This is a genomic window from Streptomyces sp. B6B3 (assembly GCF_039871525.1).
Classification (GTDB): domain Bacteria; phylum Actinomycetota; class Actinomycetes; order Streptomycetales; family Streptomycetaceae; genus Streptomyces.
The window spans coordinates 51,243-69,691 of record NZ_JBDPLU010000001.1; the positions used below are offsets into that span (position 1 = coordinate 51,243).

13 protein-coding genes are annotated in these 18,449 nt (G+C 74.5%); 12 read left to right on the forward strand and 1 reads right to left on the reverse strand.

Annotated elements, in window-relative coordinates; translation table 11 throughout:
* Positions 1 to 44: 44 nt before the first annotated feature.
* Positions 45 to 917, reverse strand: a complete 873-nt coding sequence (locus ABGB06_RS00200) for a helix-turn-helix transcriptional regulator (RefSeq protein ID WP_347584454.1) — start codon at positions 915 to 917, stop codon at positions 45 to 47.
* Between the two features lie 542 nt (positions 918 to 1,459).
* On the opposite strand from ABGB06_RS00200, the gene ABGB06_RS00205 reads away from it, so the two are divergent.
* From ABGB06_RS00205 to ABGB06_RS00260, 12 genes are all read left to right on the forward strand, one after another.
* Positions 1,460 to 2,722 carry an ATP-grasp domain-containing protein gene (locus tag ABGB06_RS00205; RefSeq protein WP_347584456.1) on the forward strand — a complete coding sequence of 421 codons (1,263 nt, stop codon included), beginning with the start codon at positions 1,460 to 1,462 and terminating at the stop codon, positions 2,720 to 2,722.
* A gap of 70 nt (positions 2,723 to 2,792) precedes the next feature.
* A complete protein-coding gene (locus tag ABGB06_RS00210) occupies positions 2,793 to 3,743 on the forward strand; it encodes a DUF1015 family protein (RefSeq protein WP_347584458.1) in 951 nt (316 codons plus the stop codon).
* 295 nt (positions 3,744 to 4,038) lie between these two features.
* Positions 4,039 to 5,436, forward strand: a complete 1,398-nt coding sequence (locus ABGB06_RS00215) for a nitrate/nitrite transporter (RefSeq protein WP_347584460.1) — start codon at positions 4,039 to 4,041, stop codon at positions 5,434 to 5,436.
* A gap of 120 nt (positions 5,437 to 5,556) precedes the next feature.
* A complete protein-coding gene (locus ABGB06_RS00220) occupies positions 5,557 to 6,900 on the forward strand; it encodes a uroporphyrinogen-III synthase (RefSeq protein WP_347584462.1) in 1,344 nt (447 codons plus the stop codon).
* A 177-nt stretch (positions 6,901 to 7,077) separates the two neighbouring features.
* The gene (locus tag ABGB06_RS00225; protein ID WP_347584464.1) at positions 7,078 to 9,603 is read left to right on the forward strand and encodes a helicase; all 2,526 of its coding nucleotides are present in this window, start codon (positions 7,078 to 7,080) and stop codon (positions 9,601 to 9,603) included.
* A 664-nt stretch (positions 9,604 to 10,267) separates the two neighbouring features.
* On the forward strand, positions 10,268 to 11,698 hold the full coding sequence (locus ABGB06_RS00230; RefSeq protein ID WP_347584466.1) for an NAD-dependent malic enzyme: 1,431 nt from the start codon (positions 10,268 to 10,270) through the stop codon (positions 11,696 to 11,698).
* Positions 11,699 to 11,949: 251 nt separating this feature from the next.
* On the forward strand, positions 11,950 to 12,231 hold the full coding sequence (locus tag ABGB06_RS00235) for an HU family DNA-binding protein (RefSeq protein ID WP_347584468.1): 282 nt from the start codon (positions 11,950 to 11,952) through the stop codon (positions 12,229 to 12,231).
* A 222-nt stretch (positions 12,232 to 12,453) separates the two neighbouring features.
* A complete protein-coding gene (locus ABGB06_RS00240; RefSeq protein WP_347584470.1) occupies positions 12,454 to 13,011 on the forward strand; it encodes a YqgE/AlgH family protein in 558 nt (185 codons plus the stop codon).
* An 11-nt stretch (positions 13,012 to 13,022) separates the two neighbouring features.
* Entirely contained in the window at positions 13,023 to 13,304 is a 282-nt protein-coding gene (locus ABGB06_RS00245; RefSeq protein WP_347584472.1) for a DUF3039 domain-containing protein, read from the forward strand.
* A gap of 165 nt (positions 13,305 to 13,469) precedes the next feature.
* Positions 13,470 to 14,375, forward strand: coding sequence for an FAD binding domain-containing protein (locus ABGB06_RS00250; protein ID WP_347584474.1), 906 nt, complete (start codon positions 13,470 to 13,472; stop codon positions 14,373 to 14,375).
* Positions 14,372 to 15,943, forward strand: coding sequence for a 2Fe-2S iron-sulfur cluster-binding protein (locus ABGB06_RS00255; RefSeq protein WP_347584476.1), 1,572 nt, complete (start codon positions 14,372 to 14,374; stop codon positions 15,941 to 15,943). The genes ABGB06_RS00250 and ABGB06_RS00255 overlap by 4 nt, the downstream gene beginning before the upstream one ends.
* On the forward strand, positions 15,940 to 18,318 hold the full coding sequence (locus tag ABGB06_RS00260; RefSeq protein ID WP_347584478.1) for a molybdopterin cofactor-binding domain-containing protein: 2,379 nt from the start codon (positions 15,940 to 15,942) through the stop codon (positions 18,316 to 18,318). Before ABGB06_RS00255 ends, ABGB06_RS00260 begins: the two co-directional genes overlap by 4 nt.
* Positions 18,319 to 18,449: the final 131 nt, after the last annotated feature.

The following is an 18,449-nucleotide window of genomic DNA, read 5'->3' on the forward strand; positions in this document are numbered from 1 at the left end:
GGCTAGGGCTGATTCCGTCATGGTAGCAGTCGGCCGGATCCCGGTCAGTCGTCGGACAACCAGCCGTTCAACGCCGCCCTGGCGCCGGCCTGGAACCGGCTCTCGGCGTCCAGCCGCTCCATCAGGCGGGCCACGATCCGGCTGACCGACCGCGGCGACATCCCGAGCTGGTGGGCGATCGCCTCGTCCTTCTTGCCCGCCGCCATCAGCAGCAGGACGTCCCGCTCCACCTCGGTCGGCTCCGGGCCGTCCCGCTGCTCCTCCTCGGCGAAGTCCAGGGCCCGGTCCCAGTAGTGCTCGAAGAGGCGCTGCAGGAAGCCGAGCACGGTGGGGTCGCGGATCAGCGCCGCGCCGACGCCGACCCGCTCGGGGCCGAGTGGGATGACCGCGCAGCCGCCGTCGTAGATCAGCATCCGGGAGGGCAGCACGCTGGTGCTGCGCACCTGCCCGCCGGCGCTGGTCAGCAGCGCGGCGTGCCGGACCTGCACGCGGTTCTTACGGGCGCTGTGCTGGAACAGGCTCCGCATCTTCACGCCGCGTTCCAGCATCTCCATGTCCAGCGGGGTGGCCGCCTTGACCGCGACCTCGTCCAGCCCGCTCCCCGGCACCAGGGCGTCCAGGGACTCGGCGCAGGTGCGGGCCAGGTCGTCGATGACCGCGCGGGCGTTCTCGGTGCCCTCGACGATCTCGATGCTGCTCTTGGCCGAGCGCAGGCTGCGCGCCTCCAGGTAGTCGCCGGACAGCGCGTGCAGCCGGGCGCGGGTGGCGGCCATCGCGATGCGGCGTTGCAGGATGTCCTGCTCCATGGGGGCCAGCAGCGTGTCGGCGGCGGTCTCGGGGCTGACGGCGACCTGGCCGCCCGTCGGGGAGGGGCGCAGCAGTCCGAGCGCGGACAGCCGGAACTCCGCATCGACCACGTCCCCGGGGGTAAGCCCCGACCGTGTCGCAATCTGTTCCACGGAGTCGGTGGGGTGGATGACGCGGAGTCGGTAGACTCGGGCCGCTGCCGCGTCTATTTCGCCGGTTTCCTGCACGTTCTACTTCCTTGAACGACGTCAGCCAGCCCCTGGCGTCAACCTGACAGGCGAGATAATGCCATAGGAACGCTCTCGACTTCGCTTCACATGCTTGTGAGCATCAACTGCACCAGCATGTCACTGAAGTTCGGCGATGTGGACACGGAAGAGGGAACCCGTGAAGAAGATTGCTCTGAGCGTAGCCTCGGCTTTGCTCATCGTCATGGTCTCCGGGGGCGTCGTGACCGCCAACGCATTCGCCGTCCAGCAGGAGGGTGCGTCCAGCACGTCGCAGAGCGCCCACCCGCTGACCAACGGCTGGCAGTAGCTCCCACGCACGCTGCGCACCGCGGCCACCGGCGGCGTTACACCACGTCTTCACCCCCATCACCCTGGGCACACCTGTGCCTCGACCCACCGGAACCGGACAAGGAGGCGGCACGATGACGTCCCAGACGCCTCTGGCCGTTCTGCTGAGTCCGAGCCACGCCGTGGTCGAGGCGGCTCGCGGTGTGGGGGCCCGGAGCCTGGTGCTGGCGCCCGACCTGTCGGCGCCCGGCATACGCAAGGCGGTCGCCGCGGCCGACGCCGCGCTGACCGTCGACTGGACCGACCACCCCTCGTTGCTGATGGCCATCGGCCACCTCAGCAGCTATCCGGCACGGGCCTCGGTCTTCGGCTTCGCCGAGGCCAGCGCGTTGATCGCGGCGCGCGCCAACGAGGCCCTGCGCTTCCCAGGCAACCCTCATGCGGCCGTCGCGTACCTCACGGACAAGGCGGCCCTGCGCGGCAAGGTCAACCAGCTCACCCGTTCCCCCGTGCGGTACGAGCACTGCGACCGCGCCGCGCATCTGGTAGCCGTCGCCGACCGCGTCGGCTACCCCTGCGTGGCCAAGCCACGCACCGGTTCCGGCGGCCAGGACGTCCACATGCTGCGCAGCGCGCCTGACGCAGCCGTCCTGGCCGCCGGGCTGGCACCAGAGCCCGCCCTGATCATCGAGGAGTTCCTGGAGGGCCCCGAGTACAGCGTCGAGGCGCACTCGCACGCCGGGGAACACACCATCCTCGCGGTCAGCAGGAAGCACACCACCGAGGCCCCCGACTTCGCCGAGACCGGCTACGACCTGCCCGCGGACCTCGACGCGCCGACCACGGCGCGCATTCACGACCTGGTCACCACCACCCTCAACGTCGCCGGTCACCGCAGCGGACCGTCCCAGACCGAGGTGGTGCTGACCCCCAACGGGCCACGGCTGATCGAATCGCATGCCCGCCCGGGCGCCGAGTGCGTCCAGGAACTGCTGCTGACGGCCACGGGAACGAATCTCGTCGCCCGCACCATCGCCACGCTCCTCGGCCTGCCCGTGCCGGCGCCGCTCGCCGCTGGCGGCCGCTTCGCGGGCATCCGTTTCCTGCGCTTCCCTCCCGGCCAGCTTCGGACCGTGGAGGGCACCGCCGAGGTGCGCGCCTTGAGCGGGGTGACCGGACTCAAGATCACCGTGCCCCTCGGCAGCCATGTACCGGAGACCACCAGCCGGGTCGCCGGACATGGCCATCTCACCGCGGTCGCGGACAGCCCACAGGAACTGGAGGCGGTGCTCCGCAAGGCCCAGGACCTGCTGCGGCCGGTGGTGGTTCGGAAGGGGACCGCGAGCGCGGCTGCGCGTTCCGGGTCCCCCAAGGAGGGGGAGCATTCTGCCGCCTGAGCTGTTCCCCGGCATGGTTCCACCCGGAGCGCCGGCCCCACGGACAGATCTCCTGCTTCCCTTCCACGGCGTGCTGGCCGAGCCGCTCGGCCGCGCCAGCTACTACGTCCTGGAACGCCGCGACTCCGACGGAGCCGTGGAGCAGCGTGGCGTCATCGGGGCCCTGAGCCTGCACGGCGTGGAGACCGGGCACGTGCTTCGCCACCAGCAGGTGGGGGAGTCCGACGTGTCCCTGCACGCCCGCCTGCTCCAGCAGCGCGGCGGGAGCATCGAGCCGCTACTGCTGGCCGCCCCCGACCTGGGCTCGTTCCAGGAGTGCGTGGACGACACCCTGCACCGCCCCGCGATCCAGGAGCTCACCACCCCCGAGGGCGGCGTGCAACGCCTCTGGGCCTGCGACGTCCGCTGGACCGAGAACCCGCCGGCGCTGCCCCCGGTGCTGCTGGCCGACGGCCACCACCGGCTGGAGGCGGCCCGGCGCCTGCACCGCGCCCACCCCGGCGCGGTGGCCGACCGGCTGCTCGCCCTGGTGGTGGACCACACCCACTACCCGCTGACGCTTTCCGCGACGCACCGGGTGGTGCCGGGACTCGACGTCGCCAAGGCGGTCAGCACCGCCTCGCGTTTCGCCCGGGTCACCGAACAGCCGCGGGGCACCCGCCGGCCGCCCGCGCGCGGCGCGTTCCTGCTCACCGGCCAGGGCCGGGCCTGGGGCGTCTCGGAGATCTCCGCGGCGGCGATGGCCGGCCGGCTGCGCTTCCTGCCGCCGGAGTGGGTGGAGCTGCCCGCCGCGATCAGCGACCACGTGCTGATCCCGATGCTCTGCGAGGACCAGGGCATCGCGGCGTCGCCCCGTTTCACCAGCCAGTACCCGGAGCCCGCCGAGGTCGGCCTGATCCTGCCGGCGCCGACCTGGGACCAGATCTGGTCGGGCGCCGCCAACGGCACCGGCATGCCGCCCAAGAGCACCTGCCTGGGCCCGGCCCCCATCCCGGGGCTGGTCAGCCGCCTGCCCTGCTGATCCCGTCCCGAACCGGCCCCCGCGCCGCGTCGGGCACCCGTGTGGCCGCACCTCCCAGGCTCCTCCCGGTCGGTTCTCGGCCGGCTTCTAGGCCGGCTTCTAGGCCGGCCTCCCGGCCGGGTGGCGCGGGCCCGATGCCCTGGGATCCCCGGCTCCGACCTCCCCGCTCACCCGCGGGGCATGCGACGGGTGAGGGCAAGGTTGCGTCCGTGTCACCTCCTGGCACAGGGCGGAAACGCGGTCTCCCTACCTTCGGCAGCAGGACAACCTCGCCCGAAATCCCCTGGAGGTCCGCATGCCCGCCCCCAAGACCACCACCGCCCGCCGGGGCGGGCGCTGGATCGACGAGTGGGACCCCGAGGACCGGGAGTTCTGGGAGCGCGAGGGCCGACACGTCGCCCGGCGCAACCTTGTGTTCTCCGTCACCTCCGAGCACATCGGCTTCTCCATATGGAGCATGTTCTCGGTGCTGACCCTCTTCATGGGGGACGAGTACGGCATCGACCCGGCCGGCAAGTTCTTCCTGGTCTCCGTGGCCTCCCTGGTCGGGGCCTGCCTGCGGATCCCGTACGGCTTCGCCGTGGCGCGGTTCGGCGGGCGGAACTGGACGATCATCAGCGCCGCCATGCTGCTGCTGCCCGCCACCGCGCTGCTGGTCGTGATGGAGCCGGGCACCTCGTACGGCACCTTCATGCTGGTCGCCGTGCTGACCGGCGTGGGCGGAGCGAACTTCGCCTCCTCGATGACCAACATCAACAGCTTCTACCCGCTCCGCCTGAAGGGCTGGGCGCTGGGCGTCAACGCGGGCGGCGGCAACATCGGCGTCGCCGTGGTCCAGCTGGTCGGCCTGCTCGTCATCGCCGCGGCCGGCGAGGGCCGGCCCCGGGTGATGCTGATGATCTACCTGCCGCTGATCCTGCTCGCCGTGCTGCTCAGCGCCCGCCGGATGGACAACCTCGGCCCGGTGCGCAACGACGCGGGGGCCGCCCGGCAGGCCGCGGCGGACGGCCACACCTGGATCATGTCCTTCCTCTACATCGGCACCTTCGGCTCGTTCATCGGCTACAGCTTCGCCTTCGGTCTGGTGCTGCAGAACCAGTTCGACCGGACGCCGCTGGAAGCCGCCGCGGTGACCTTCGTCGGACCGCTGCTGGGCTCCCTGGTCCGCCCGATCGGCGGTCAGCTCGCCGACCGCTACGGCGGCGCCCGGATCACGCTGGTGAACTTCGCCCTGATGAGCGGCGCCACCGGGGTGATCGTCACCGCCTCGATGCGGGAGTCGCTGGCGCTGTTCACCGGCGGCTTCGTGGTGCTGTTCGTGCTCAGCGGCCTCGGCAACGGCTCGACGTACAAGATGATCCCCGCGATCTACCAGGCCAAGGCGCAGGCGCTGATGGCGTCCGGCGAGCTGAGCCGGGAGGCCGGCCGGGTCTACGCCCGCCGCCTGTCCGGCGCGTCCATGGCGATCATCGGCGCCGTCGGTGCGCTCGGCGGCGTCGGCATCAACCTGGCGCTGCGCCAGTCGTTCCTCACCACCGGCTCCGGGACCGGCGCCTTCGTGGCGTTCCTCGGCTACTACGCGGTCTGCTTCCTGGTCACCTGGGCCGTCTACCTGCGGCGCTCAGCGCCGACCGGGTCCGAGCCGGGCGATGCGGCGGTCGGGGGACGCCAGACCGCGTACGCGGGGGTGTGAGCTGTACGTCGGGGCTCCGGGTGTAACGCTCGGGAAACCGCGTGGAACCGAGCTTGACATTGGCAGTTGACAGGCTCGGTATCCGCGTCTCGAAGACTCTGGGCGGAGCGGATTACGAGAATGCAGCACGAGCACCACGAGCACGACATCATGCCGGGGGCCCAGCCGGCCCCCGAGACCGGGCCGCCGGTCGACGCGCTCACCGGCGCGCCCCGCCACGCGCGGGGCGGCGTCGGGCCGACGGCCGAGCCGGGAACGGAGCCGGGAACGGCACCTGGAACGGAGCCGGTGACCGAGTCCGGCGGCGGAACGTCGGACGACGCGCCGCCGCAAGTCAGGCCGCTGGACGGCTTCACCGTGGGCGTCACCGCGGACCGGCGCGCCGAGGAGCTCGGCGCGCTGCTGCGGCGCCGCGGCGCGGCGGTGCAGCACGCGCCCACCCTGCGCATCGTGCCGCTCGCCGACGACGACCAGCTGATGGCCGCCACCCGGCAGCTCATCGACGTCCCGCCGCAGGTGGTCGTCGCCACGACCGCGATCGGCTTCCGCGGCTGGGTGGCCGCCGCCGACGGCTGGGGCCTGGGCGAGGCGCTGCTGCGGGTGCTCGGCAAGGCCGAGGTGCTGGCCCGCGGCCCCAAGGTGCGGGGCGCCATCCGGGCCGCCGGGCTGACCGAGGAGTGGTCGCCGGCCTCCGAGTCGATGGCCGAGGTGCTGCAGCGCCTGCTCGACCAGGGCGTCGAGGGCCGCCGGATCGCCCTCCAGCTCCACGGCGAGCCGCTGCCGGGATTCATCGAGGCGCTGCGCGCGGCCGGCGCCGAGGTCGTCGACGTGCCCGTGTACCGCTGGATGCCGCCCCGCGACCTCGCCCCCGTGGACCGGCTGATCGAGGCCGTGCTGGGCAACGGCCTGGACGCCGTCACCTTCACCAGCGCCCCCGCCGTGGCCTCGCTGCTGCGGCGCGCCACGGACCGGGGGGTCGCGGACGAGCTGCTGGCCGCGCTGCGCACCCGGGTGCTGCCCGCCTGCGTGGGACCGGTCACCGCGCTACCGCTCCAGGCCCACGACGTGCCCACCTGCCACCCCGAACGGTTCCGGCTCGGGCCGCTGGTGCAGCTGCTCTGCCACGAGCTGCCCACCCGGGCCCGCAGCCTTCCGGTCGCCGGGCGCCACGTGCAGATCCGCGGCCACGCCGTGGTCGTCGACGGGGAGCTGCGGTCGGTGCCGCCCGCCGGCATGGCGCTGCTGCGGCTGCTGGCCCGCCGGCCCGGCTGGGTGGTGCCGCGCGCGGAACTGCTCCGCGGGCTGCCGGGCGCCGGGCGCGACGAGCACGCCGTCGAGACGGCGATGGCCCGGCTGCGCACCGCGCTGGGCGCCCCCACGCTGATCCAGACCGTGGTCAAGCGCGGCTACCGGCTCGCCCTCGACCCCTCGGTGGACGGCCAGAAGTACGGCAACTGGAGCTGATCCCCCGGCGACGCGCCCGTGTGGTCTGGCTCTCTCCCGGCGCGCTCCGGGCTCGCCAAGGTGCTGGCTGAGCTGCTGGCTGAGGTGCTGGCCGGCGGACGGGAGTATGGCGACTGGGGCTGATGCGGCGGAGGATAGGCTTCGGATGCTCCGCGCAGGGGGCTGATCTCGCGTACGGTGGACGGCTTCCCTGCCGGACTGCAGAAGGGGGCCGCCGCGGTGGACGTGCGCGAACGGGAGATCCGTCACGAGCAACGGCATCTGGACGCCGTCTACCGGCGGCTGACCGAGAAGATCCACGAGGCGGAGTACCTGGTGGCGGACGCCGCCCGCCGGGTGCAGGTGGGCACGCCCGGCGCGCTGGCCGAACGGGACGCCCAGGTGTTCCAGGCGGGACTCCACCTCAACCGGCTGAACAGCGAGTTCGAGGACTTCCTCTTCGGCCGCATCGACCTGCTGCGCGGCAAGGACGGCAAGCGGGGCCCGGACGGCGCGTACACCTCCGTGGAGCCCGCCGAGGACGCCGTGCGCCCGGCCGAGCCCGACCCGGATCCCGACCCGGCCACGGACCTCGACGACGGGGACCGGGCCGGGGACGAGGAGGCGGCGCCCGACCCGGCCGCGGTCGGCGAGGCCGACATCGCCGAGACGCTGCACATCGGGCGGCTCGGCGTGCTCGACGCGGACTACGTGCCGCTGGTCATCGACTGGCGGGCGCCCGCCGCCGCGCCGTTCTACCGCGCCACCCCCGTGTCCCCAGGACGGGTGGTGCGCCGCCGGGTGATCCGCAGCAAGGGCCGCCGGGTGCTGAGCGTCGAGGACGACCTGCTCCGCCCCGGGCTGCGCGCCCTGCTGGACGGCGTCGAGCTCCCGGTGGTCGGCGACGGCGCGCTGATGGCCGCGCTCGGCCGGGCCAGGGAGCGCCGGATGCACGACATCGTGGCGTCCATCCAGGCCGAGCAGGACCGGGTGATCCGAGCTCCCGCGGTCTCCGTCACCGAGGTCGGCGGCGGCCCCGGCACCGGCAAGACCGCCGTCGCCCTGCACCGCGCCGCCTACCTGCTCTACCAGGACCGCCGCAGATACGCCGGCGGCATCCTGATCGTCAGCCCCACCCCGCTGCTGGTCTCCTACACCGAGGGCGTGCTGCCGGCGCTCGGCGAGGAGGGGCAGGTGGCCATCAGGGCGCTCGGCGAGCTCATCGAGGGCGTCAACGCCGACACGTACGACGAGCCCGCGGTCGCCCGGATCAAGGGCTCGGGCCGGATGGCGAAGGTGCTGCACCGCGCGGCCCGCGGCCTGCTGGAGGCCACCCCCGCCCCCGACCGGCTCCGGGTGGTCGCCTTCAACGCGCGCGTCGAGCTCGACGCGGACGAGCTGCGCGAGGTCCGGCGGCAGACCCTCGCCGGGACCGCGCCCGTCAACCTGATGCGCCCGCGCGCCCGACGGCTGCTGCTGGAGGCGCTGTGGCGCCGGTCCGGCGGCCCCGCCCGGTACCCGGACCCCGAACTCGCCGAGGAGGCGCGGGAGGCGTTCTACGAGGACATCGGCACCGAGGACGCGTTCCGCGACTTCCTCGACGCCTGGTGGCCGGAGACCACACCGCTCCAGGTGCTGACCGCGATGGCCGACGAGCGCCGGCTGGGCCGCTGGGCCCGGCGGACGCTGCGCAACAGCGAGGTGCGGCTGCTGGCCCGCTCGCTGCGCCGGGTCACCGCCGACGGCGCCGGCCTGTCCGCCCACGACGTGGCGCTGCTCGACGAGCTGCGGGTGCTGCTCGGCGCCCCGGCCAGGCAGGAACGGGCGCGCGACGCCGACCCGCTGGACCAGCTGACCGGCCTGGAGGAGCTGACCACCTACGCCGAACGGCTGGCCGCCCGGCGCGAGCCGCCGTCCCGGGAGGCGGATCCGGGCGCCGGACCGCGCACCGACTACGCGCACGTCATCGTCGACGAGGCCCAGGACCTCACGCCGATGCAGTGGCGCATGGTCGGCCGCCGCGGCCGCCGCGCCACCTGGACCGTCGTCGGCGATCCGGCGCAGAGCTCCTGGCCGGCGCCCGAGGAGGCGGCCGCGGAACGGGACGCCGCGCTCGGCGACCGGCAGCGAAGACGTTTCGAACTCACCGTGAACTACCGCAACTCCGCCGAGATCGCCCGGGTCGCCGACCGGGTTCTCGAGCTCGCCCTGCCGGGCGCCCGGCCGCCCCGCGCCGTGCGCGCCACCGGCGTCGAGCCCTCGTTCCGCGCCGCCGCCGCGGCCGACCGCGCGGCCGCCGTGCGCGCCGAGGTCGAACGCCTGCTCGCCGAGGTGCCGGGCACGGTCGGCGTGGTGGTGGCGATGCGCCGCCGCGAGGAGACCCGCCGCTGGCTCGCCGACCTGCTGGACGACGAGCCGGCGGCGCGTTCCGACGGGCCCGTTCCGGCCGGCCGCCGGCCCGCGGCCCCGCCCGGGCGCCTGGTGGTGCTCGGCAGCCTGGAGGCCAAGGGCCTGGAGTACGACGGCACGGTCGTGGTCTCCCCGGCCGAGATCGCGGCGGAGTCCCCGGCCGGCCCGCGGGTGCTCTACGTCGCGCTGACCCGCGCCACCCAGCGGCTCACCGTGCTGGCGCTGCCCGAGGACCAGCCGGACGAGACGGGCGTGCCCGCCCTGCTCCGCGCCCCCGTCCCAGCCGCCGACGCCGCATCCGCCGACCCGAGCTGAACCGCGGGCGTCGCCCACCGTCACGGGGTGCGCCTCGTGGGCGAAGCCGATGGCAGGGCACGGCAAGGGACGACAAGGGACAACACGGCCCTGGTTCGACGTGAATCACGTCACCCAGCCAGGCCCGCGCCGCGCGCCCTGGCCCGCCGGCCGGCACGGGGCGTGCCGGGCCGCGGGCGCTCGTGTCCCGACATCGGCGCCCCGACCAGGCGATCCGTCGCCGGATTCCCGTCGTGGCCGGGAGGTCCCCCGTCGAGCCGTTCCGCGGGAGGCACCGGGAGGCAGCGGGAGACGCCGGACCGGCTCGGCCACGGCAACGCTTGGCCAGCCCGGGGACGTCCGGGTAGCCTGGGAAAGGCGCCGGCCCGTTCCATGCCCCCGGGCCCAACCATTGTCGCTACGAGCGACCACTTGCCGCGAGGCGAGCTGGCGGGTCGGTGCCGCTACTTTCCCAGCCCGGCGGGGTTCCCCGCCGGGCTTCGTCATGCCCGGCCGGGCGGACCGGGACCGGGCGTGGAGCCGTCTGTCGAACCCTGCGCAGAGCTGGACCGCGGAAGGTCAGCGCAGTTGGCCAAGATTGGCCTCCCGACGCCCGTTGGTGCGACGATGGCCGCTTGTCTACCGCGGACGGAGCGCGGACACAGCACAGCGAAGGAAGTCGGCCATGGCAACGGCGCCCAGCGTTTCCTACTCGATGACAGTCCGTCTGGAGGTTCCGGCCAGCGGAACGGCGGTCAGCCAGCTCACCACCGTCGTGGAGTCCTCCGGCGGCACGGTGACCGGCCTCGACGTCACGGCCTCCGGGCACGAGAAGCTCCGCATCGACGTGACCATCGCGGCCAGCTCCACCGCGCACGCGGACGAGATCGTCCAGAAGCTGCGCACCATCGAGGGCGTGGCGATCGGCAAGGTCTCCGACCGGACCTTCCTGATGCACCTCGGCGGCAAGATCGAGATGCAGTCCAAGCACCCGATTCGCAATCGTGACGAGCTGTCCATGATCTACACGCCGGGCGTGGCCCGGGTGTGCACGCAGATCGCGGCGAACCCGGAGGACGCCAGGCGGCTGACCATCAAGCGCAACAGCGTCGCGGTGGTGACCGACGGCTCCGCCGTGCTGGGCCTGGGCAACATCGGCCCGCACGCCGCGCTGCCGGTGATGGAGGGCAAGGCCGCGCTGTTCAAGCGCTTCGCCGGGATCGACGCCTGGCCGATCTGCCTGGACACCCAGGACACCGACGCCATCGTCGAGATCGTCAAGGCCATCGCCCCCGGCTTCGCCGGCATCAACCTGGAGGACATCTCCGCCCCCCGCTGCTTCGAGATCGAGGCCAGGCTGCACGAGGCGCTGGACATCCCGGTCTTCCACGACGACCAGCACGGCACCGCCATCGTGGTGCTCGCGGCCCTGCACAACGCGCTGCGGGTGGTCGGCAAGGGCCTCGCGGACGTGCGGGTGGTGATGTCGGGCGCGGGCGCCGCCGGCACCGCCATCCTGCGGCTGCTGCTGGCCGCCGGGGTGCGGCACGCGGTGGTGGCGGACATCCACGGCGTGGTGCACGCGGGCCGGGACGACCTGGTGGCGGCCGACGGCGACTCGCCGCTGCGCTGGATCGCGGACCACACCAATCCGGAGGGCGTCTCCGGCACGCTGCGGGACGCCGTTGCGGGCGCGGACGTCTTCATCGGCGTCTCCGCGCCCGACGTGCTGGGCGCGGCGGACGTCGCCGCGATGGCGGACGACGCCATCGTTTTCGCTCTCGCGAATCCCGACCCGGAGATCGACCCGTTCCTGGCCCGGCAGACCGCGGCCGTCGTCGCCACTGGTCGTTCAGATTTTCCCAACCAGATCAACAACGTTCTGGTCTTCCCCGGCATCTTCCGTGGCCTGCTCGATGCGCAGTCGCACACGGTCAACCAGGAGATGATGCTGGCCGCGGCCCGGGCGCTGGCCGACGTGGTCGGCGAGGACGAGCTGAACGCGAACTACATCGTGCCCAGCGTGTTCAACGAGCGGGTGCCCGCCGCGGTGGCCGGCGCGGTCCGGGAGGCGGCCCAGGCCACGGGCGGCGAGTCGGTTGCCGGGCACGGCTGAGGGACCCTTAGGGTGACCGGGAGGCTGGCCCGCGGGCACTTCGGGCACCCTCTCCGCGGCGAGACGCCTGCGCCACGTCGCGTGAACCACGGGGATGCCGGATTGGCCTTCCCACCACGCGTAGGGGCAGGATGCGTAACCGGGCGCGAGGGGCTCAAGGCGGACCCGGGTCCGGGCACTGTCAGTGGGCCCTGGCAGCATCGGCTTCGATCTCACGCCCCATTGGCAAGATGAACACGGGAGTACGAACTATGAACCGCAGTGAGCTGGTGGCCGCTCTGTCCGAGCGCGCCGGGGTGACGCGAAAGGACGCCGACGGGGTGCTGTCGGCCCTTGCCGACACCGTTGGAGAGATCGTTGCCAAGGGGGACGAGAAGGTCACCATTCCCGGCTTCCTGACCTTCGAGCGGACGCTCCGCGCCGCCCGCACCGCGCGCAACCCGCAGACCGGCGAGCCCATCCAGATCCCGGCCGGCTACAGCGTGAAGGTCTCCGCGGGCACCAAGCTCAAGGAAGCCGCCAAGGGCAAGTGACCGGAGTGCGTGGGGGTGGCCCGACCGGTCCTCGACCGGGCGGGCCACCCCCGTCGCACGTCCGGCTCCGCCGGCCATCGATTCTGTCGGCTCCGCCGGCCATCGATCCTGTCGGCTCCGCCGGCCATCGATTCTGTCGGCTCCGGCGGCCGTCCACCGGTCGGCTCCGCCGGCTGTCTGCCGGCACTCCCCAGCGCTCGCGGGATGGGGAATCATGGGCGCATGACCGAGGCGTCCTCGCTCACCGGGCGGCTGCTGGTGGCCACCCCGGCACTGTCCGATCCGAACTTCGACCGATCCGTCGTCCTGCTGCTTGACCACGACCGCGAGGGGGCGCTCGGTGTCGTGCTGAACCGCCCGACGCCGGTCGGGGTCTCCGAGGTGCTGGAGTCCTGGGCGTCGCTGGCGGGCGAGCCCGGGGTGGTCTTCCAGGGCGGGCCGGTCGCGCTGGACGCCGCCCTCGCCCTGGCCGTGGTGCCGGGCAGCGGCCCGCTCGGCTGGCGCCGGGTCCACGGCTCCATCGGCCTGGTCGACCTGGAGGCGCCGCCCGAGGTGCTGGCGGCCGAGGTGGGCAGCCTGCGGATCTTCGCCGGATACGCCGGCTGGGGCCCTGAGCAGCTGGAACGCGAGCTCGACGAGGGCGCGTGGTACGTCGTGGACTCCGAGCCGGGCGACGTCTCGGCCCCCGAGCCGGAGCGGCTCTGGCGCGCCGTGCTGCGCCGCCAGCGCGGCAGCCTGGCCCTGCTCGCCACGTACCCGGACGACCCGTCGCTCAATTAGGCTTGGTGAGCATGAGCACTCATGAGCCCGAACGCGGAGCGGGCACCGGCACCCTCGTCGAACCCGCACCGCAGACGACGCATGGCGACGGCGACCACGAGCGCTTCGCCCACTATGTCCAGAAGGACAAGATCATGGCGAGCGCGCTGGACGGCACCCCCGTCGTCGCGCTCTGCGGGAAGGTCTGGGTGCCCGGCCGGGACCCGAAGAAGTACCCCGTGTGCCCCACCTGCAAGGAGATCTACGAGTCCATGGGCTCGTTCGGTGGCGGCAAGGACGGCGACCGGAAGTAGCCCCGGCGTCGCGCGTCAAGCCCCGTCCTGGCGCGGTCGCGGTGGTCGTGTGGCGCGACCGCCGTGCGTGCTGCCATGCGACAGCGGTGCGGCGGTCCCGGGCGCCCGGCGAAGCGGGTAGCGTACGCCTCGGCAGCCGGGACGATCCGGAAAGGGGCAGCTGGATTGAGCACGCACGCACCGCAGGCGCCACAGACCGCGCGGTTGGTCGCCCTCCCGGCCACGCTGGACGACGCGGTGGCGGCGCTGGCCGAGCAGCCGGCCGCGGTGCCGGTCGCGGGGGGCACGGATCTGATGGCCGCGGTGAACGCCGGGCTGCTTCGCCCGGCCGCCCTGGTCGGGCTCGGGCGGCTCGCGGAGCTGCGTGGCTGGGCGTATCAGGACGGACACGCGCTGCTCGGGGCGTGTCTCACCCACGCCAGGATGAGCCGCCCCGACTTCGCCGCGCTGATCCCGGCGCTGGCCGCCGCCGCCCGCTCCGCCGGCCCGCCGCAGGTGCGCAACGCGGGGACGCTGGGCGGCAACGTCATCTCCGCCGCCCCCTCGGGTGACACCCTTCCGGTGCTGGCCGCCCTGGAGGCGATGCTGCTGGTGGCGGGCCCCGACGGGCAGGGCAGGCAGGTTCCGGTCAGCCATCTGCTCACCGGCCGGGACCGGCTGCGTCCCGGCGAACTGCTCGCCCACGTGCGGGTGCCGCTGCTGCACGCCCCCCAGACGTTCCTCAAGGCCACGACGCGCACCGGCCCGGGTCGCGCGCTGGCCTCGGTCGCCGTGGTGCTCGACCCGATGCGGCGCGAGGTGCGCTGCGCGGTCGGCGGCGTGGCCCCGATGCCGCTGCGCCCGCTGGACGCGGAGCGCTGGGTGGCGTCGTTGCTCGACTGGGACGGCGAGCGCGGGCTCGCGCCCGAGGTGCTCTCCGCCTTCGGCGACTACGTCGGCATGGCGTGCATCCCGGATCCGCAGCCGCCGGCCGAGGGCGGGGAACCACCGCAACTCGCCCCCGCCGTCCTGCACTTGAGGCGTACCGTGGCGACACTGGCCCGCCGTGGACTCGGGAGGGCTCTCGGATGAGCGACGACCAGCGGCAGGGCCACCGGCCGGACGACCACCCCGACCCCGACGAGCGGGCCCCGCACCGCGGCTGGGGCGGGGAGTACGACTCCGACGCCACGGCCTTCATCGAGTTCCCGCCCGCCGGTCACCCCGAGACGCCGGGCGAGGAGCCGCTCGCCGCCCCCGGCCACGGATACCAGCCGCCCGACCTCGGCACCTCGGCGGAGCCGCTGTCCACGCCCGGCGCCACCACCGACCCCGGCGCCACCGGTCAGTGGACCATGCCCTTCGCCTACGGCGGCGCCGCCGGGACCGGCGCGGAGCCGGCCACCGGCCAGCCGGGTCAGCCAGGCCAGCCGGGTCAGCCGGGACCCGGCGGCCGGGGCGGGGCAGCGGCCGCCATGGGCCAGGGCGCCGCCGCGCTCGGCGGCGCCGGACGCGGAAGGGCCGCCCGCCGCCCGCTGTCCACCGGCCGCGCGGCCGGTCCCGACGCCGCGCCCGCGGCGGCCGAGGAGGCCCCGCCCGCCGCGCCAGGACCCGTGCCCGGCGCGCCCGCGCACCCGTCCGCCGGGGAGCCGGCCGCCGCGACCCGTGACGACCTCGATCCCGGGCCGACCCGCGCCTGGCAGGTGCCGCCGGGCGGCGGCCCCGCCATCCCCGGGCCCAGCCTCGGCGAGGAGACCCAGGCCGCCCAGGGGGCCGACCCGAACCAGGCCGCGGGCTGGCCCGGCGCCGCGGCGGACACCGCCGAGCCCTGGCCGGGGGCGACCGAGGGCTGGCAGGGGGAGACCCCCGCCGGGGGACCGGCGGGGTCAGCGCGGGACACCGCGTCCACCTCCGAACCCGCTGCCGAATCCGGCCCCGCGTCCAGCCCCGATTCCCCCGCCGCATCCACCGCCGGGGTGCCCGCCGAGGCCGCCGCCGGCGTCGGGGCGGACGACGCGCCGGTCCCGCCCTCGCGGAGCGACCACCCCGAGGTGTCCTACGTGCTGCGCGTCAACGGGGTCGACCGCCCGGTCTCCGGCGCCTGGATCGGCGAGTCGTTGCTCTACGTGCTGCGCGAGCGCCTCGGCCTGGCCGGCGCCAAGGACGGCTGCGCGCAGGGCGAGTGCGGCGCGTGTTCGGTCCAGGTGGACGGCCGTCTGGTGGCCGCCTGCCTGGTGCCCGCGGCCACCGTCGCCGGCAGCGAGATCCGCACCGTCGAGGGCCTGAGCACCGACGGCGTGCCCTCCGACGTGCAGCGCGCGCTGGCCTGCTCCACCGCCGTGCAGTGCGGCTTCTGCCTGCCCGGCATGGCGATGACCGTGCACGACCTGCTGGAGGGGAACCACGCGCCCTCCGAACTGGAGACCCGCGAGGCGCTCAGCGGCAACCTGTGTCGTTGCACCGGCTACCGCGGGGTGCTGGACGCGGTCCGCGCGGTGGCGGCCGAACGGGCGGCGCTCGCCGGCCCGACCGACGGCGCCGGGCCCGGCCCGGCCGCGGCCGTGGGGGCACCTCCCGGGCCTCCAGGGCCGGGGGGACCGTCGACCGCCGCCGGCCGCATCCCCCACCAGGCGGGGCCATCCTCAGGAGACATGCCATGACCGACCAGGCAGATCGCCCAGCCGGTCGGGGCGGCGGGCGGCGCCCGTCCGGCCCGGCGAACGGCTCCGTCACCGTGAGCCCGGGAGGCGCCGTGGCGGCCGAGCAGGGCTCGAACGTGGACGGCGCGCTGCCACACGGCCTCGGCGCACCGGTGCCGCCGCCCGACGGCGACGCCAAGGTGCAGGGCACGTTTCCCTATCCGGCGGATCTGTGGGCCGAGGGCCTGCTGTGGGCGGCCGTGCTGCGGTCCCCGCATCCGCACGCCAGGATCAGGGCCCTGGACACCGCGGCCGCGGCCGCGATGCCCGGGGTGCGCACGGTCATCACCCACCGCGACGTGGCCGGCGACGCGCTCCTCGGCAAGGCCGTCCCCGACCGTCCGGCGTTCGCGTCCGAGGTGGTGCGCTACCACGGCGAGCCGATCGCCGCCGTCGCCGCCGACCACCCGGAGACCGCCCGGCTGGCCGCCGCGGCCATCGCCGTCGAGTACGAGGTGCTCGACCCGGTCAGCGACCCCGAACAGGCCTTCGAGGCCGAGCCGCTGCACCCCGACGGCAACCTGGTCAGGCACATCCCGCTGCGGCACGGCGACCCCGCCGCCACCGGCGAGATCGTGATCGAGGGCCTGTACCGGATCGGCCGCCAGGACGCCGCCCCGATCGGCGCGGAGGCCGGGCTCGCCGTGCCCCGTCCGGACGGCGGCGTGGAGATCTACACCGCCACCACCGATCCGCACGCGGACCGCGACCGGCTCGCCGCCTGCCTCGGGCTGACGACCGACCAGGTCAAGATCTACGTGACCGGGGTCCCCGGCAGCCTGGGCGACCGGGAGGACCTGGGCTTCCAGCTGCCGCTGTCGTTGCTGGCGATCCGCACCGCCTGCCCGGTGAAGCTGGCCGCGACCCGCGAGGAGTCGTTCCTCGGCCATCCGCACCGGCATCCCACGCTGCTGCGCTACTGGCACCACGCCGACCGCGAGGGCAAGCTCGTCAAGGTCGAGGCGCAGCTGCTGATGGACGCCGGGGCGTACGCCGACGACTCGGCGGAGGCGCTGGCCGCCGCGGTCTCCTTCGCCGCCGGGCCCTACGTGGTGCCGAACGCCGTGATCGACGGCTGGGCGGTGCGCACCAACAACCCTCCCTCCGGGTACCTGCGCGGCGAGGGCGCGGTGCAGGTCTGCGCCGCCTACGAGGGGCAGATGGACCAGCTCGCGGCCCGGCTCGGCATCGACCCGGGCGAGCTGCGGGCCCGTAACGTGCTGGGCACCGGCGACATGCTGCCCACCGGCCAGACCGTGACCTGCCCGGCGCCGGTGGCGCAGCTGCTGGCCGCGGTCCGCGAGGCGCCGCTGCCGTCGTTGCCCAAGGACGGCCCGGTCGAGGAGTGGCTGCTGCCCGGCGGCCCCGACGGCGCGGGCGAGCCGGCCGCGGTGCGCCGCGGCGTCGGCTACGCGTTGGGCATGGTGCACCAGCTCGGCGCCGAGGGCGCCGACGAGGTCGCGACGGCGACGGTCAAGGTCGAGGGCACGGTGGCCACCGTGCTCTGCGCGGCCGTGGACTCGGGGCAGGGCTTCGCCACCCTGGCCCGGCAGATCGTGCAGGACGTGCTGGGCGTCGACGAGGTGCACGTCGCGCCCGTGGACACCGACCAGCCGCCGGCGGGCGCCGGCGGGCGGGGCCGGCACACCTGGATCTCCGGCGGCGCGGTGGACCGGGCGGCGAAGATGGTGCGCACCCAGCTGCTGCAGCCGCTGGCGAGCAACTTCGGCATGTCCCCCGAGCTGCTGACCATCGCGGACGGGAAGATCGCCTCCTACGACGGGGTGCTGAGCACCACCGTGGCCGAGGCCCTGGAGGGCAAGGAGCTGTGGGCGACCGCGCAGTGCCGCCCCCACCCGACCGAACCGCTCGACGAGTCCGGGCAGGGTGACGCCTTCGTCGGCCTGTCGTTCGCCGCGGTGCGCGCCGTGGTCGACGTGGATGTGGAGCTCGGCTCGGTGCGGGTCGTGGAGATGGCCATCGCCCAGGACGTCGGGCGGGTGCTCAACCCCCGCCAGCTCCGCGCCCGGATCGAGGCGGGCGTGGTGCAGGGCATGGGCGCCGCGCTGACCGAGCACCTACGGGTGGCGCGCGGCACGGTGCGCCGTCCCGACCTGGCCGACTACGCGCTCCCCACGGCGCTGGACGCGCCCGACGTGCGGGTGGTGGCGTTGCTGGAGGAGCGGGACGTGGTGGCCCCGTTCGGCGCGAAGGCGGTGAGCACGATTCCGCTGGTCGTCTCGCCCGCCGCGGTCGCCGCGGCGGTCCGGGCCGCCACCGGCCGCCCGGTGAACCGGCTGCCGATCCGCCCCCAGTCCGCCGTGGGCGTGGGCTGAGGACCCGCTTCCCGCGAGGTGCTTGCCGCGAGACGCTTGCCGCGAGTTTCCTGCCGCAGGGTGGTCGTCGCCGGTTGACTGGGCGGCCGTGCCGCGTGAACGTGGGCACCGCGGCCCGCTGGGTGGGCCTG